Source organism: Pantoea sp. Seng (assembly GCF_009829935.1).
Classification (GTDB): domain Bacteria; phylum Pseudomonadota; class Gammaproteobacteria; order Enterobacterales; family Enterobacteriaceae; genus Pantoea; species Pantoea communis.
This window is the reverse complement of record NZ_SZZV01000010.1, coordinates 151,280-168,171: the sequence shown is the minus strand read 5'-3', so window position 1 is coordinate 168,171 and position 16,892 is coordinate 151,280. Positions and strand designations below refer to the sequence as shown.

At 54.1% G+C, this 16,892-nt stretch carries 14 protein-coding genes; 7 read left to right on the top strand and 7 right to left on the bottom strand.

What is annotated here, in order from left to right; genetic code table 11:
- Positions 1-4: 4 nt before the first annotated feature.
- A complete protein-coding gene (locus FD737_RS12665) occupies positions 5-805 on the bottom strand; it encodes a PTS mannose/fructose/sorbose transporter subunit IIC (protein WP_034828717.1) in 801 nt (266 codons plus the stop codon).
- A gap of 57 nt (positions 806-862) precedes the next feature.
- The gene (manX, locus tag FD737_RS12660; RefSeq protein WP_160833635.1) at positions 863-1,828 is read right to left on the bottom strand and encodes a PTS mannose transporter subunit IIAB; all 966 of its coding nucleotides are present in this window, start codon (positions 1,826-1,828) and stop codon (positions 863-865) included.
- 511 nt (positions 1,829-2,339) lie between these two features.
- On the opposite strand from manX, the gene FD737_RS12655 reads away from it, so the two are divergent.
- Complete coding sequence (locus FD737_RS12655; RefSeq protein ID WP_034828721.1) at positions 2,340-3,905, top strand: TerC family protein; 1,566 nt, start codon at positions 2,340-2,342, stop codon at positions 3,903-3,905.
- A 481-nt stretch (positions 3,906-4,386) separates the two neighbouring features.
- Here FD737_RS12655 and FD737_RS12650 read toward each other — a convergent pair whose 3' ends face one another.
- The 4 genes from FD737_RS12650 to pabB form a co-directional block, all read right to left on the bottom strand.
- Positions 4,387-5,949, bottom strand: coding sequence for an EAL domain-containing protein (locus FD737_RS12650; RefSeq protein WP_160833634.1), 1,563 nt, complete (start codon positions 5,947-5,949; stop codon positions 4,387-4,389).
- A gap of 219 nt (positions 5,950-6,168) precedes the next feature.
- A complete protein-coding gene (locus FD737_RS12645; protein WP_058962469.1) occupies positions 6,169-7,533 on the bottom strand; it encodes an L-serine ammonia-lyase in 1,365 nt (454 codons plus the stop codon).
- 191 nt (positions 7,534-7,724) lie between these two features.
- Positions 7,725-8,294: a CoA pyrophosphatase gene (locus FD737_RS12640; protein WP_160833633.1), complete on the bottom strand. Its 570-nt coding sequence runs from the start codon at positions 8,292-8,294 to the stop codon at positions 7,725-7,727.
- A complete protein-coding gene (pabB, locus tag FD737_RS12635; protein ID WP_160833632.1) occupies positions 8,295-9,653 on the bottom strand; it encodes an aminodeoxychorismate synthase component 1 in 1,359 nt (452 codons plus the stop codon).
- 110 nt (positions 9,654-9,763) lie between these two features.
- Between pabB and FD737_RS12630 the strand changes: the two genes are divergently transcribed.
- Positions 9,764-9,949, top strand: coding sequence for a YoaH family protein (locus FD737_RS12630; RefSeq protein WP_034828730.1), 186 nt, complete (start codon positions 9,764-9,766; stop codon positions 9,947-9,949).
- A 12-nt stretch (positions 9,950-9,961) separates the two neighbouring features.
- Here FD737_RS12630 and FD737_RS12625 read toward each other — a convergent pair whose 3' ends face one another.
- Positions 9,962-10,306 carry a RidA family protein gene (locus tag FD737_RS12625; RefSeq protein ID WP_097116882.1) on the bottom strand — a complete coding sequence of 115 codons (345 nt, stop codon included), beginning with the start codon at positions 10,304-10,306 and terminating at the stop codon, positions 9,962-9,964.
- 123 nt (positions 10,307-10,429) lie between these two features.
- Here FD737_RS12625 and FD737_RS12620 point away from each other — a divergent pair, with 123 nt between their 5' ends.
- From FD737_RS12620 to rnd, 5 genes are all read left to right on the top strand, one after another.
- Entirely contained in the window at positions 10,430-12,340 is a 1,911-nt protein-coding gene (locus FD737_RS12620; RefSeq protein ID WP_160833631.1) for an ATP-dependent DNA helicase, read from the top strand.
- 52 nt (positions 12,341-12,392) lie between these two features.
- Positions 12,393-13,091 (top strand): tRNA (adenosine(37)-N6)-threonylcarbamoyltransferase complex dimerization subunit type 1 TsaB, encoded by a 699-nt coding sequence (gene tsaB, locus FD737_RS12615; RefSeq protein ID WP_160833630.1) that lies wholly within the window; start codon positions 12,393-12,395, stop codon positions 13,089-13,091.
- A 59-nt stretch (positions 13,092-13,150) separates the two neighbouring features.
- Positions 13,151-13,747, top strand: coding sequence for a Slp family lipoprotein (locus FD737_RS12610; protein ID WP_034828738.1), 597 nt, complete (start codon positions 13,151-13,153; stop codon positions 13,745-13,747).
- Positions 13,748-13,954: 207 nt separating this feature from the next.
- The gene (gene fadD / locus FD737_RS12605) at positions 13,955-15,631 is read left to right on the top strand and encodes a long-chain-fatty-acid--CoA ligase FadD (protein ID WP_160833629.1); all 1,677 of its coding nucleotides are present in this window, start codon (positions 13,955-13,957) and stop codon (positions 15,629-15,631) included.
- Between the two features lie 98 nt (positions 15,632-15,729).
- Positions 15,730-16,851 carry a ribonuclease D gene (gene rnd, locus FD737_RS12600; RefSeq protein ID WP_038650065.1) on the top strand — a complete coding sequence of 374 codons (1,122 nt, stop codon included), beginning with the start codon at positions 15,730-15,732 and terminating at the stop codon, positions 16,849-16,851.
- The last annotated feature ends 41 nt before the right edge of the window (positions 16,852-16,892 follow it).

Here is a 16,892-nt window from a genome sequence, read left to right as displayed (position 1 = left end):
GTTCCTAATCGAGTTCGTTGTCGAGGTCATTGTGTGCAGGGCCGGCAGCGGCCGCGCCTGCTGTACGGTTATATTTCGGCGCCAGCTGGATATACAGCACCGCCATGACCACACCAATCACGCCCAGAGCAACCAGGTTGAAGTTGGTAAAGGCCGCCGTCACAAAGCCCAGATAGAAGAACGGCATCAGGTAGCCTGCGCGCATCATGTTGATGACCATCGCGTAACCGACCACCACGATCATGCCACCGGCGATGTTCAGACCGTTGGTGACCACTTCTGGAATGGAGCTCAACAGTTCCTGTACCACGCTGGTACCCACTGAAATCGCCACAATCAGGGCTGGAATTGCAATACGCATCGCCTGCAATACCAGTGCGGAGACGTGGATCCAGCTGATGGCGCTCAGATTGCCTTTCTCGGCGGCCTTATCGGCAGCGTGCTGGAAGGCAACGGTGATGGTACGGACGATGATGGTCAGAACCTGGCCGGCTGCCGCCAGTGGAATCGCCAGTGCGATACCCGCACCAACACTTTGGCCACCTGCGATAACCAGAATGGTCGAAATGATGGAGGCCAGTGCCGCATCGGGTGCAACCGCCGCACCGATGTTCATCCAGCCCAGCGCGATCATTTCCAGGGTACCACCGATGATGATACCGGTTTTCATGTCACCCAGAACCGCACCAATCAAGGTACAGGCCACCAGTGGACGGTGGAACTGGAACTCATCAAGAATCGAACCCATCCCGGCAATACAAGCCACAATAAATATCAGGATGATTTGTAGCGTGGTTATTTCCATTGCTTTTCTCCTCAGCAAGGTCTCAAGTATTCGCCCGCCAGCGCAGGCAAAAGCGAACTACTGATTGACCTTGGCAATCAGGTCCATCATTTTCAGTCTTGGGTCGTTTGAAACTTTACGCACTTCCAACTCAATACCGCGTTCATTCAGTTTACGGAAGGCTTCAATGTCCTTCTGATCGACCGAAACTGCGTTGTTGACCTGGGTTTTACCCTGTTTGAATGCCATGCCGCCGATGTTGACCGACTTGATATCCACGCCTTGTTCAACAATCCGTTCCACATCGGTAGGATTGGTAAACAGCAGCATCACGCGGTCACGGCCATATTTCGGGTTGTTCCACACGCGGATCATCTTGGCAATATCCACCACGTGTGCGGTCACGCCAGGAGGGGCCACCTGCGTCAGCAGCGTTTTACGCACATGGTCATTAGCCACTTCATCACTGACGACGATGATGCGAGTCACGTTGGTCTCTTTGGTCCAGCGGGTTGCCACCTGGCCGTGAATTAAACGGTCATCGATGCGCGCCAGGCCGATCTTCATGTGCTCGCCCGGTGCCAAAGGCTTTTGCGGTTGCGCCGGGGCTTGTGCGGCAACGGGTGCTGCAGCTTCCGGGGTAGGGGTTTCGGTCTTGAGGGCTTTAACACCTTCGCGGCCGGCTTCCACGGCAATATGAATCAATTCCTCAAAGGATGGGTTGTCATCACGTCCCATCAGGGTTTCTACCAGCATCGGAATATTGACGCCGGCGATGACATCATAATCCGGCTTGTCCACTACAATGCGGCTCGCCGCGTTGAATGGGCTGCCACCCCAGGTATCCACCAGGAACAGTACGCCTTTCGACGTGTCGAGTTCTGCCAGTCTCGCCTGATACTTTTCGATTAGCGTTTCTGCATTTTCGCCGGGCACGAAATCAATCCATCCGACATTTTCCTGCTCACCCAACAACATTTCTGCTGTTTTAAGCAGCTGTTCTGCCGCCCAGCCATGTGTACCAATTACAATAGCAATGGTCACTTGCTACCTCCGTTCGCATGAGAGATTCTCTGGCATTGCCGGGAATCATTGAGAATTACCGTTGTTGATTCAGGTGGATCGTTTGGGTCTAAGATGAAGAGTCGCATCAATAAATGTTCCGAAACTGTCCGCTGCACAGCAGTAAGGTCGCGATTTATTTTAGTGTGCGAAAAAATAATTTATGTGATGTTTGTCAGCTATTTCGAGCGTAACGCTGCAAAATTGCATTTATGTTCGTTATTCCTGCGTTTGTGCAGTTGTTTGTAAATGTAATAAAATTTTTTGACGTTGTTGATGTAACTGATACATTAGCGTTCTGTTTAATATTCAGGAGTATCGGGCTTCAGCTCACCTATATGGACCGTCACCGACGTCGCTCAACATGTTCTCAGCGCTTTCTGGCGCACACTACAACGCTCTTCAGCGTGACCTCATTTGCTAACGATCTCTCGTCTCGCTTCACCGCGCAGGCTCAATCTCGTTCGCCCCTCTGTGTTGTAAGGAGTCATTGATGGAATTTCTCTTCGACCCCTCAATTTGGGCGGGTTTGCTAACGCTGATCGTGCTGGAGATCGTTCTCGGCATCGACAACCTGGTGTTCATCGCCATCCTGGCGGACAAGTTGCCACCGAAACAGCGTGATAAAGCGCGTCTGATTGGTCTGTCACTCGCTCTCGTGATGCGATTGGGCCTGCTGTCGCTGATTTCCTGGATCGTGACATTGACGCGACCCCTATTCAGCGTAGGCGATTTCAGTTTTTCCGGGCGAGATTTAATTCTGTTGTTCGGTGGTTTGTTCCTGTTATTCAAGGGAACCATGGAACTGCATGAGCGGTTGGAAAACCGCGGCATGGAACATCAGGGCAACAAAGGTTATGCCAGCTTCTGGGCCGTGGTGATCCAGATTGTGGTGCTGGACGCAGTATTCTCGCTTGATGCGGTGATTACCGCAGTGGGGATGGTCAACCATCTGCCGGTGATGATGACCGCCGTGGTGATTGCCATGGGTGTGATGCTGTTGGCCTCGAAGCCGTTGACCAACTTCGTCAATGCCCATCCGACGGTCGTGGTGCTGTGCTTAAGCTTCCTGCTGATGATTGGTTTGTCATTGGTGGCGGAAGGCTTCGGTTTCCACATTCCGAAAGGCTATCTGTACGCTGCAATTGGCTTCTCGATTGTGATTGAGCTGTTCAACCAAATTGCGCGTCGTAACTTTATTCGCCATCAGGAACATCGGCCGATGCGAGAACGTACGGCTGAAGCGATCTTGCGCCTGATGGGCGGTCGCCAGCGTCATCAGCCGGTGACCACTGAAGAAGCTTCGCTGACGCAGGCGATGCCACAGGAAGCATTTAAAGACGAAGAGCGTTATATGATCAACGGCGTGTTGACGCTGTCACAGCGCTCCATTCGTAGCATCATGACGCCACGCGGCAATATCTCATGGGTTGATGCTGAACGTCCGGTGGATGAAATCCGTATTCAGCTCCTCGACACGCCGCACAGTTTGTTCCCGGTATGTCGCGGTGAGCTGGATGAGATCATCGGCGTGGTGCGTGCCAAAGAACTGCTGGTGGCGCTGGAGCATGGTATGGACGTGGCGACGTTTGCTGCTACCACTCCGGCGATAGTGGTGCCTGAAACGCTGGATCCGATCAACCTGCTGGGCGTACTGCGCCGCGCTAAAGGCAGCTTTGTCATCGTCACCAACGAATTTGGTGTGGTGCAAGGTTTGATTACCCCACTGGACGTGCTGGAAGCGATTGCCGGTGAGTTCCCGGATGAAGATGAAACGCCCGATATTATCGCGGACGGTGATGGCTGGTTGGTGAAGGGTGGTACCGATCTGCACTCACTGCAGCAGTTGCTCGACCACCATGAGCTGGTGGATCGGGAAGAAGATCATGCCTCGCTGGCGGGTCTGTTGATTGCCCAGAAAGGCCAACTGCCGCAGCCTGGTGAGATCATCGACCTGCCGCCGCTGCACTTCCAAATCATTGAGGCTACCGATTACCGTATCGACCTGGTGCGCGTAACCAAAGATAAGCCGCATGAAGATGAAGAGCATGAGGCGTAAGCGCTAAGTTAATTGTCATCGTAAAGGCCGATATCCACGATATCGGCCTTTTGTATTTCTGTGACCCGTCCTAAATAGCGTTGGCACATTTTACTCACTCACTTAGGAAGATGTGATTAACCAGTATGTGTTTCGCCCTGAATGGCGTTGACACCTTCCACACTTTCTCTGAGGAATAGGTCATGAACGAGTATGTTAAACGCTCCACGCGATTGACCTAATCCAGGTACAGCGTTGTACAGACCGCAAAAATGCCACATGAAGCCGGTAAAGGGGGATGAGGAGTAAAGCGTACGCCGCAGGGATGCGGCGTCCGAGGCTACAGGGATGTATTCACGCCGTCTTTACGGAACATCCCCCTTTACTGGCTGGAACGCACCCTCAGACACAGCAATCGAACGCATCATGAAACACAGCAATCGAACGCACCATCAAACAGAGCAATCCAACCCAGCATCAGACACAACAACCCTACCCAACATCAGGCCCTCAAATGCGCCTGATGCTGCTCCAGCCACACAGGGAAATCTTCGATGGGCATTGGACGGGCGTAATAATAGCCCTGTAAATGATCCACGCCGCGCTCACGCAGATAGTGTGCCTGCTCCGCGGTTTCCACACCCTCAGCCACTAACGCAATGTTCAAACGCTGCGCCAGCGAAATCACCATATCTGTCACCGTGGCGTTAATCGCGTCGGTACCGATGGCCGCAGTGAAAATCTTGTCAATTTTCAGCACGTCTGGCTTCAGGTCTTTCAGGTAGGCGAGGGAACTGTGTCCGGTACCGAAATCGTCAATCGCCAGGCGCACGCCGATCTCATGCAACTGCGACACCACGGATTGATCGATCACCGGCAGCGCATCGCGCTCGGTCAACTCGACCACCAGCTTCGGCAGCGGGTTAGCGGGCCACCAGATACTTTGCAGATCCTCGACAATCGCACGATCGCGGAAATGGCTGGCGGCAACGTTAATCGCAATATGGAAAGAAGAACATTGCGGCAGGTTAGGTAACTCATCTACCACTTTAGCTAACACAAAGCGCGTCAGTGGTGCTATCAGGTTCTGGCGCTCGGCTAGCGGGATAAACACATCCGGCGCAACCCAGCCTTGACGCGCATTGTGCCAGCGCAACAGCAACTCCATGCCATCGCACTCACCACTTTTGGCATTGATCAGCGGCTGACAGTAAACCATAAATTCATTCGCGGTAATGCCATAGCTGATTTGCCAGCTGAGGCTCATGCGGTTCGCGGTGGCTAACCAAACGATATAACCCATCAGCAAGCTCAGCAACACTGCGAGCGGCAATTGGGAAGGCAGCGTATGCAACGCCAGACGTGCCGGAGAAGGGCCATACAAGGTAATGCTGTAGGGGTAACGCAGTGAAGCCTGATCGAAAGCCACTTCATCTTCCGATGGCTCGGTCTCTTCGATCAGCGGATTGCCATATTCCAGACTCTGTCCGCCGACATTAAAAATAGCCCGTTCGACCCAGGGTAACTGCGGCTCCAGCAGATAATTTGTCATCAATTCCACATTGATAACCTGCAGCAGCCCATCGCGATTATCCAGCGATTTGGGTGTCCACAGCAGCAAGACCGGTGAGCCTTTCAGCAGATAATTATCGGTGGTCAGCATCATGCGCTGATTATTAATCGCCAACTCTGGATAGGTCTGGCTAAACGAAATATTGCGCGGGCCGTAAATACTGGAGCAGTAAATACTGTCATCCTGCACCAGCAGGATGGTGCGCACGGTCTGCAATGAAGAAATCTTTTCGATTAACGGATAGCGAACTTGTGCGCAAGGCACGCCAACCAGCCCAAGCGTGTTGTTGGCGGAGACATCCAGCGGGGAGAACATGCGGTCAAAGCGCTCAATGGCGCGACTGGCAAAATTCAGGGACTGCTGCTCAATACGCGATTTCTCTTCGATATAACGAAAAGTCAGCGTGAGAATCAGAACCAGCGCCGCGATCACCAACGCGATAAGCAAACGCTTACGGCGAAATTGACCGACAAATTGCTGGGGAATGAGCATCAGTAACCACCTTGCAAAACAAAAATTGAAGCCAAATTAACGTGTAGGTTATCGGCATTGAGGCGGCCAGGTTTAGCGCACCGCAGAGAAAAAAAGCGGCACTAAAAAACAGCGCGGCCACTAAGGGCCGCGCGCAAATTAATGTATCTGGTTTACTCACAGGGAGGTAGCGTGAGATGCAGAAAAAAATCCAATTGATTATTTTTTCAACACATCTGGTCAATCACATTGAACTTTGATCGCCAGACCGCCGCGTGAGGTTTCACGATACTTGGCATTCATGTCTTTACCGGTTTCGTACATGGTTTCGATCACCTTATCCAGTGAAACACGTGGTTCACTGGTACGGCGTAACGCCATGCGCGCGGCATTGATGGCTTTCACTGAGGCGATAGCATTACGTTCGATGCACGGCACCTGCACCTGACCTGCCACCGGATCACAGGTTAATCCCAGGTTATGTTCCATACCGATTTCAGCGGCGACACACACCTGCTCCGGGCTGGCGCCGAGTAACTCCGCCAGGCCAGCGGCAGCCATCGAACAGGCCACACCGACTTCGCCCTGACAGCCCACCTCAGCACCTGAAATCGAGGCATTCATTTTATACAACACGCCAATGGCACCCGAGGCCAGGAAGTAACGGATGAAGATGTCCGGCGTCACGGTCTCAATAAAGTGATCGTAATAGGCCAGCACCGCAGGGACGATACCGCAGGCGCCGTTGGTTGGCGCGGTGACCACACGTCCACCGGCGGCATTTTCTTCATTCACCGCTAAGGCAAACATGTTGACCCAATCAATCACGTTCATCGGGTCATTGGAGTGCTTGGAAGAAGAAACCAGTAAACGACGCAACGAGGCAGCGCGGCGCGGCACGCGCAGTGGACCCGGCAATACGCCTTCCGTATTTAAGCCGCGATCGATACAGGCCTGCATGGTTTGCCAGACGTTGCCGAAATAGGCATAAATGTCTTCACGGCTGTGCAGCGCCAGCTCATTCTTCATCACCAAACCGGAAAGGGACAATCCACTTTCATGGCAGTGGCTCAACAACTCTTTGGCAGAGTTGAACGCATACGGCACCGAGACCTCATCCAGTACGGATTGGCCGAAATGCTCTTCATCAACGATAAATCCGCCGCCAATCGAGTAGTAGGTCTTGGTCAGGATCAGCAGATCGCCGGCAAAGGCGAAAACCGTCATGCCGTTTTCATGCAACGACAGATTTTCACTGCGGAACACCATGCCGCCTTCGCGTGGGAAGTCGACTTCACGTGCACCGTTCGCCAGCAGCAGGCGCTCGCGCTGCTCGACGTCTTTAATAAAAGCGGGAATGCTATCGATATCCACGGTGGCGGGCTCAAAGCCGGCCAGCCCCATAATGATGGCGATATCGGTATGGTGACCTTTACCTGTGAGCGACAGCGAGCCATAGACGTCGACGGCAATGCGCGTCACGTCTTGCAATTTGCCCTGTTCGGCCAGCAGATCAACAAACTGCTTGCCCGCTTTCATCGGACCTACGGTATGTGAACTGGATGGGCCAATGCCCACTTTGAACATGTCAAAAACACTAATCACCGGTGACACTCCTCACAAATCTTATTCTGTACGGCTGAGGCCGTTTATGCGGCTAATAGTAATCGTCCGCGTGACTCAGCGAGCAGCTTTTCGCATGAAATAAACTAATTATAAGCCACAGAAATAGTTATCCCATTCTGCGGTTGTGAAGTGGATCGAGTTTATGGCGGAAGTAACATGCAGCGCGGAACTCAGGGAAGGGCGATTTGTTGACTTAACGCGCGAATAATCCCGGCAGTCATGCCCCAGATAAAATAATCCTCATACCACGATAACCACACCTGATGCTGACGATGACCACGGCGCAAGGTGAGTCCACTGTAGCGACTGAGACGCAGGGCTTCTGCCAGCGGCATCGCGAAGGTGCTTTCCACTTCGTCAGGATTAATATTGAGAGGCAGGTCCGCTGGAATAATGCCGACCACCGGCGTGACGGCAAAACCGGTGCTGCTGGTCACGGGCGGTAACACACCCACGACGCTAACCATGGCGGGGTGAATGCCGACTTCTTCTTCGGCCTCACGCAGTGCGGTGTGGATCAGCGAATCATCCGTTGCATCCTGCATGCCGCCGGGGAACGCGACCTGGCCCGCATGCTTACGCAGGTGTGATGAGCGACGCGTCAGCAGTAACCCCGGTTCAGCACCGTCGATCACCGGTACCAACACGGCCGCTCGCCGGCCGCTGATCACGCTTTTGGATGCGCTCAGAGGAGGCTGCAGCACGAAGCGGTTCAGGAACTGGTCAAGCGTCAGGCTCATTTAAACCTCGCCGCTCAGGCTGGGCAAGATACGATTGACCTTGTGGAAGGTCTCCTGATATTCCAGCTCCACATCGCTGTCCGCCACCAGGCCACCACCTGCCGCACAATAAAGATGCTGATTTTCAGCGATTAACGTGCGGATAGTGATGCTGGTATCCATACGACCGCAAAGGCTGATATACCCGATACTGCCACACCAGGCATTGCGGCGCTGCGGTTCCAGTTCCTCAATAATCTCCATCGCGCGAATTTTTGGTGCACCGGTAATGGAGCCGCCGGGGAAACAGGCGCGCAGGAGATCGGTTGCGCCGAGATGTTGAGGTAGTCGCGCTCGTACTGTGCTCACCAGATGATGCACCGCCGGGAAAGGTTCTACCACAAACAACTCAGGGACGCTAACGCTACCAGGTTCTGCCACGCGGCCAATGTCATTGCGCAGCAAATCGACAATCATCAGGTTCTCGGCGCGATCTTTTCCCGCATGGGCCAGTATCTCCGCCTGCAAGCGATCGGCTTCTGGATCGGCTAAGCGTGGCAAAGTACCCTTAATTGGTCGGGTCTCAATCTCCTGCTGCTGCAATGAGAGAAAGCGTTCCGGTGACAGGCTAAGAATGACGCTCTTAGGCAAGCGGATAAATGCACTGAAGGGCGCGCGGTTGGCGCGGTTGAGTCGTAAAAAGGCCAGCCACTCGTCGCCGTGATAGCGAGCCTGAAAGCGTTGCGCCAGATTCACCTGATAGCAATCACCGGCCTGAATGTAATGTTGAACCTGTGCAAAACGCGCGGCGTATTCATCATAACTAAGGTTTGACTGCCAGTCGCTGGTGAGCGCAAAAGCTTTAGGCTGCGGAATCGCCTGCGCCTGCAGCCACTGCCAGCGTTGCCCGGCATCGGTGAGTGAAATCAGGGTGAGTTTTTGCTGATGATGATCCGCGATCAAAGCCCAATCGTAGATGCCGACTGCCATATCCGGCGTTGTCAGATCCTGCTCAGCGCGCTGCGGTAAGATTTCAAAGCGGCGTCCCAGATCATAACCAAACAAACCCAGCGCGCCGCCCTGGAAAGGCAGATCAGCATCAAACAGTGGCGTCGCGCCCAGCATTTCGCACTGTTGCTGCACCAGGTGCATTGGATCATCGGCGGAGAGGATCACCTTGCCATCACAGTCGATTTCCGTCATCTCGCCACGCGTGGTAAGCGTGGCACGGGGATCCGCCGTTAAAATGTCAAAACGATTATCGGCATGGTCGGCATGGCCAGAGGTGAGCAACATCGCCCAGGGACGATGAGCAAGCGCAGAAAAACGGTGCAACAGCGCATCCGGCGTATACTTCAGGTTAAGGGTTTTTACGATCATCGGGCTAATTAATCCAACAAGCAGGCGCGTAGCCTGGCACATTTTTTTGTCGCTGGCACCTGTTTGTTCCTCATGGAATAATGCGTCCCCTTTTGCACCAGGAGCAAATAATGTTTACAGGTCTTCCGGCTTTATCTCATGAACAGCAGCAGCAAGCTGTGGAACGTATCCAGGAATTGATGGCGGGTGGCATGGCGAGTGGTCAGGCGATTGCGCAGGTGGCACACGAGATCCGCCAGAGCTATCAGGGTGAATCGATTCGGGCGATGTTCGAAGACGACGAAGAAGACGAATAACGCCCGAAAGGGTTACAGTGCGGCGATGATTTTGATTTCCACTTTGTACTTCGGATTCATCAACTCGGCTTGCACGGTGCAACGCACCGGCGCGTTGTCAGGTGAAACCCACGCATCCCATGCACGGTTCATGGCCGGAAAGTCAGCTTTATCGACCAGGAAAATTGTGGCATCAAGGATCTTACTTTTGTCTGATCCGACTCGGGTCAGAATCGCGTCAATCACCGCCAGCGCGTTGGCGGTTTGCGCTTCGGCATCGTCATCCAGATTTTCTGGCACGCTGGTGTAATAGACGGTCTGGTTATGCACAACGGCTTCTGACATGCGGGGTGCGGGATCAATACGCGTAATGGTCATGGTGTTCTCCTGTAATTTCGCTGCGCTAGCCTGCCATATCCTGTAGGGCGCTGTCATCTGTTGTGGTCGCCTCAGGGGAATCCTGACATAATTACAGTGTTTTTGACCAATCGGTGAGGATGTGTGGCAGACGATTTTGCAGCTGATGGCGCGCTGGCGCAGGCTATTCCAGGTTTCAAACCGCGTGCCGCGCAGCGTGAAATGGCGCAAGCGGTCATGGAAGCGGTGAAGAAGGGCGGTGAGCTGGTGGTCGAAGCCGGCACAGGTACCGGTAAAACCTATGCCTATCTGGCACCCGCATTGCGTGCGAAAAAAAAGGTCATTATCTCGACCGGATCCAAAGCACTACAGGATCAGCTGTATAACCGCGATTTGCCCACCATTGCTCGTGCCCTGAAGTTCAGCGGTAAAACTGCCCTGCTGAAGGGACGTTCCAATTATTTATGCCTCGAACGTCTGGAGCAGCAAAATCAAACCGGTGGCGATCTCACCGTGCAGGCGCTCGGGGATTTGATCAACGTGCGCAGCTGGTCAAATCAAACTTCGGATGGTGACGTCAGCAGCTGCTCCGGCGTCGCCGAAGACAGTCCGATCTGGCCCTTTGTCACCAGCACTAACGATAACTGCCTTGGCAGCGATTGCCCGCTCTACAAAGATTGCTTTGTGGTGAAAGCGCGTAAAAAAGCCATGGATGCCGATGTGGTGGTGGTGAACCACCATCTGTTCCTTGCCGATCTTGTCGTGAAAGAGGGCGGATTTGGCGAGCTGATTCCTGAGGCTGATGTGATGATCTTCGATGAAGCGCATCAGTTACCCGATATCGCCAGTCAATACTTTGGTCAGCAACTTTCGAGCCGCCAACTGCAGGACCTCGCCAAAGATATCATTATTGCCTATCGCACTGAGGTGCGCGACGTGCAGCAGCTACAGAAATCAGCCGACCGTCTGGCACAGTGCGCGCAGGATTTCCGCTTAACACTTGGCGAGCCGGGTTTTCGCGGCAATCTGCGTGACCTGCTAAGCGACAACAACATCATGCGCATGTTGACCCTACTGGATGATGCGCTGGAGCTTTGCTACGACGTGATTAAATTGTCGCTGGGGCGCTCGGCGTTGCTGGACGCGGCATTCGAGCGTGCCGCGCTGTATCGCACTCGCCTTAAACGTCTACGCGCCATTGATGAACCCGGCTTTAGCTACTGGTATGAATGCACCAGCCGCCACTTTACGCTGGCGTTAACCCCGCTATCGGTGGCCGAACGTTTTCGTGAAGTGATGGATAACCGTAAAGCAGCGTGGGTATTCACCTCCGCCACGCTGGCGGTGAATGAGCAGATGAGCCACTTCTCCAGCCGATTGGGCGTCGACAAAGCCACCACCATGATTCTCGACAGTCCTTTCGATTACACCCAGCAGGCGCTGTTATGTGTACCTCGCAATATGCCGGAACCCAATCAACCCGGCGGTGCCCGTAAGCTGGCACAGATGATGAAACCGCTGATCGATGCCAATAATGGACGCTGCTTCTTCCTCTGTACTTCGCACAAGATGATGCGCGAACTGGCCGCCGAATTCCGCGCCTCGATGACTTTGCCGGTGTTGTTGCAAGGAGAAACCAGTAAAGGCCAGCTGCTGAAGCAGTTCCTTGAAGCCGGTAACGCCTTACTGGTGGCGACCAGCAGTTTCTGGGAAGGCGTTGATGTGCGTGGCGATGCGCTGTCATTGGTGATTATCGATAAGTTGCCCTTTACCTCGCCGGAAGATCCGTTGCTGAAGGCGCGCATGGAAGATTGCCGTTTACGCGGCGGCGATCCCTTCAATGATGTGCAACTGCCGGATGCGGTGATCACCCTGAAGCAGGGCGTTGGCCGTTTAATCCGCGACACGGAAGACCGTGGCGTGCTGGTAATTTGCGATCAGCGTCTGGTGTCGCGCCCGTACGGCGGGTTGTTCCTTAATAGTCTGCCACCCACGCCGCGTACCCGCGATTTGCAGCGCGCCATCGCTTTCGTCCGCCAGCCAGAGAAGCACTAATTTGTGCCAGGCTGTGTTAAGATGCGCGCCATTTTGACTTTCAGAGGTTGTTATGTCCGCCCGAATTTTAGCTCTGGACACGGCGACAGAAGCCTGTTCTGCCGCGCTGCTCAATCAGCAGCAGATCGATGCCCGCTTTGAAATCGCCCCGCGCGATCACACCCAACGCATCTTACCGCTGGTACAAGAGCTGTTGCAGTTGCAGCAGCTGGATCTGACCGCGCTTGACGTGCTGGCGTTCGGCCGTGGGCCAGGCAGTTTTACTGGCGTGCGCATTGGCATTGGTATTGCGCAAGGGCTGGCGTTGGGTGCGAACTTGCCGATGATCGGCGTCTCTTCTCTCGCGACTATGGCTCAGGGCGCATGGCGCTTAACCGGCGCTAACCGCGTGCTGGCCGCCATCGACGCGCGCATGGGCGAAGTTTACTGGGCCGAATATCAGCGTGATGCTAACGGTGAATGGCAAGGTGCGGACTCGGAAGCCGTATTGAAACCCGAAGATGTGCAGGCGCGCATTGCCCAGCTAAGCGGCGAGTGGGCAACGGTCGGCACCGGCTGGGCGGCTTATCCGCATCTGTTAAGCTCGACGGGCGCAACCTTAGTGACCACCGAAGTGACGCTGCCGGCAGCAGAGGACATGTTGCCGCTGGCACTGAGTGCCTGGCAGCGTGATGAGTCGGTGGCAGTGGAAAATGCCGAACCGGTTTACCTGCGCAATGAAGTGGCATGGAAAAAGTTGCCGGGTCGTTAAGCGCCACGCAACTATTCCGTAAGCGCCCAGTCTAACTGAGAAATAACAGGAGAAGTGCTATGCCAATAAGTCGTAAAGGGATGTCTGGCGCTCTGTTAGCCTGCGCGCTGTTGCTCAGCGGCTGTGTTTCGGTGCCAGATTCCATTAAAGGGAGTTCTCAACTTCCACAGCAAGATTTATTACGTGTGATGAATGCGCCGCAGCTGTATGTCGGCCAGGAGTCACGTTTTGGCGGTAAAGTGGTGAAAGTCACCAATCTGACGGGCGTGACGCGCCTGGAGATCGCCACCCAACCGCTGGATGACAGTGCGCGGCCGCGTTTAGGTTCCGCATCGGTTGGGCGTATTTTCGCCGACATTCGCGGTTTTGTTGATCCGGTGGATCTGAACAATCAGTACGTCACGGTACTGGGTAATATCAAAGGCACCGAAAAAGGTGAGATTGGTAAAGCCAGCTACAACTTTGTGGTGGTGGATGTGCGCGGCTATCAGCGCTGGCACCTGACTCAGCAGGTGATGACGCCACCGCAGCCTATCGATCCCTGGATTTGGTATGGGCCAACGCGTCGTCATCCGGGTTACTGGGGGCCTAATCCTTATTGGGGGATGAACATGAATACCGGTCCCGCGCAGGTGGAAACTATCCTGACCGAATAATTCATCTTCATTATTTGACGGCCCGGTCGCGGTGCTCGCGACCGGGCTTTTTTATTGGGCGCGCAACCGATGCGCGAAATTTAGTGATGCGCTTCGCAACCTGAAAATGCCGAAACAGGCAAACTGGTACAATCAGTTAAAATATTGTTAACAACACTGATTGCAGAGGCGGCGATGGCTACGCAACAAGAATATCGGGGTGATTCTTTGAATAAGGTTTGGCTTAAACGCTATCCGGCAGATGTTCCTGCGGAGATTAATGCGGACCGTTATACCTCTTTGGTCGAACTTTTCGAGCACGCAGCATTGCAGTATGCCGATCAAACGGCGTTTATTAATATGGGTCAGCCGATGACCTATCGTCAGCTGGATAAGCAAAGTCGCGACTTTGCGGCCTGGCTGCAACAAGGGTTGGGCCTGAAGCAGGGTGACCGCGTGGCGCTGATGATGCCAAACTTGCTGCAGTATCCGGTGGCGCTGTTTGGCGTGCTGCGTGCGGGTATGGTGGTGGTCAACGTTAACCCGCTCTACACGCCGCGTGAGCTGAAACATCAGCTGAATGACAGCGGTGCCAGTGCGATTGTCATTGTGTCCAACTTTGCCCACACGCTGGAAAAAGTCGTCGCGGAAACACCGATCAAGCACGTGATGCTGACGCGCATGGGTGACCAACTTGCCCCGGTCAAAGCCACGCTGGTCAATTTCGTGGTGAAGTATGTTAAGAAGCTGGTGCCGAAATACCATCTGCCGGGTGCGGTGCCATTCCGCAGCGCGTTGCAGCAGGGTGCGCAGATGACTTACCAGCGTCCGACGCTGACTAACAGTGACCTGGCATTCCTGCAATACACCGGCGGCACCACCGGCGTCGCCAAGGGCGCGATGCTAACTCACGGCAACATGCAGGCAAACCTGGAGCAGACCAAAGCCACCTATGGCAAACTGCTGCGTGCAGGCAAAGAGCAGGTGGTCACGGCACTCCCGCTCTACCATATCTTTGCGTTAACGGTAAACGGCCTGCTGTTTCTCGATCTCGGCGGTACCAACCTGCTGATTACCAATCCGCGTGATATCCCCGGTTTTGTCAAAGAGCTAAGCAAATTCCCGTTCACCGCCATTACCGGCGTCAATACGCTGTTTAACGCGCTGCTCAACGACGAAAACTTTAATAAGCTCGATTTCTCGACGCTGCGTCTTTCTGCTGGCGGCGGCATGGCTGTGCAAAAAGCCGTGGCTGAGCGTTGGGAAAAACTCACCGGGCATTATCTGCTCGAAGGTTATGGTTTGACTGAATGTTCACCGCTGGTATCGGTCAATCCGTATGACATCACTTGCCACACCGGCAGCATCGGTCTTCCTGTACCCTCCACGGATGTGCGTATCGTCGATGATGAAGATAACGATGTGGCGCCAGGCGAACCGGGCGAACTCTGTATTCGTGGTCCACAGGTGATGGTCGGTTACTGGCAGCGACCGGATGCCACCGAAGAAGTGTTGAAAAATGGCTGGCTGCACACCGGTGATGTTGTTACCGTTGATGGCGAAGGTTTTATTCGCATCGTCGATCGGAAGAAAGACATGATTCTGGTGTCAGGCTTTAACGTGTATCCTAACGAAATCGAAGATGTGCTGATGCAGCATCCGAAAGTGCGCGAAGCCGCCGCAATCGGTGTTCCCAGCGACCTTTCCGGCGAAGCGGTGAAAGTGTGCATCGTTAAAAAGGATCCGTCACTGACGAAAGAAGAAGTGCTGGATCATTGCCGCCGTCAGCTCACCGGCTACAAAGTGCCGAAGATTATCGAGTTTAGAGATGAGCTGCCGAAGACCAACGTGGGCAAAATTTTGCGCCGCGAATTGCGTGACGAGGCGAAGCGAGAAGGGCAGTAAGCTGCCTTTCTCTCCAGGTTAACGCCGGCTCAGTCCGGCGTTTTTATTGCTTTTAACATGGAGCGCTGCGCGAAGTGTGCCGCAGCGAGAATGAATACGTGAATTACACCCTGATCGACCAAAACAGCCAGCTGGCTGCCGTGTGCGAACAAGCGCGCCAGCATGATGCCGTTGCGCTGGATACTGAATTCGTGCGCACGCGCACTTACTATCCGCAGTTGGGTCTGATCCAGCTGTTCGATGGTGAACAACTGGTTCTGATCGATCCGCTCAACATCAGTGACTGGACGCCGTTCATCGCACTGCTGCAAGACAAACAGGTGACGAAATTCCTGCACGCCGGTGGCGAAGATCTTGAAGTTTTCTTGCATCGTTTTAAATGCCTGCCTGATCCGATGATCGATACCCAAATCCTGGCGGCCTTCGCTGGGCAGCCGCTGTCATGGGGCTTCGCTTCGATGGTTAATCACTTTAACCAAATCGAACTGGATAAGAGCGAATCCCGTACTGACTGGCTGGCGCGCCCGCTCACTGAGCGTCAATGCGACTATGCCGCAGCAGATGTCGCTTATCTTCTGCCGATTGCCCATCAGTTAGTTGAGCAGACGCAAGCCGCAGGCAACATGGCTGCCGCGCTGAGTGAATGCGATAATCTTTGCCAGCGTCGTCTTGACGTTTTACAGCCAGAGGATGCATGGCGCGACATCACCAACGCATGGCAGTTGCGACCGCGCCAGTTGGCAGCGCTGCAACGCCTGGCGGCATGGCGTTTGAACATCGCCCGTCAGAAAGACATGGCCGTGAATTTTGTGGTGCGTGAAGAGAATCTTTGGAAAGTGGCGCGCTTTATGCCGGGTAGCCTGGGGGAACTCGATCATCTGGGTCTGAACGGTCACGAGATTCGCTTCCACGGGAAAGCGATGGTGGCGCTGGTGGCGGAAGCGCAGGCACAGGATGAAGCGACCTTGCCACAACCGTTGCCCAATCTGATTGACCATCCGCATTACAAACAGGCATTTAAAGCAATCAAAGCGCTGGTGTTACAGGTAAGCGAAGAGACGGGTTTCAGTCAGGAACTATTGGCTTCACGTCGCCAAATCAATCAGGTGTTAAGCGTATACTGGGGCTTGAAAAGCGGATGCCGTACACCAGAATTACTGACTGGCTGGCGTGGTGAATTGCTGCAAAAGCGAATCGACGAGATCCTGCAGGCGCTATAAGCGGAATGTTTTCCCCTGCGCACAACGCAGGGGAAAATCAG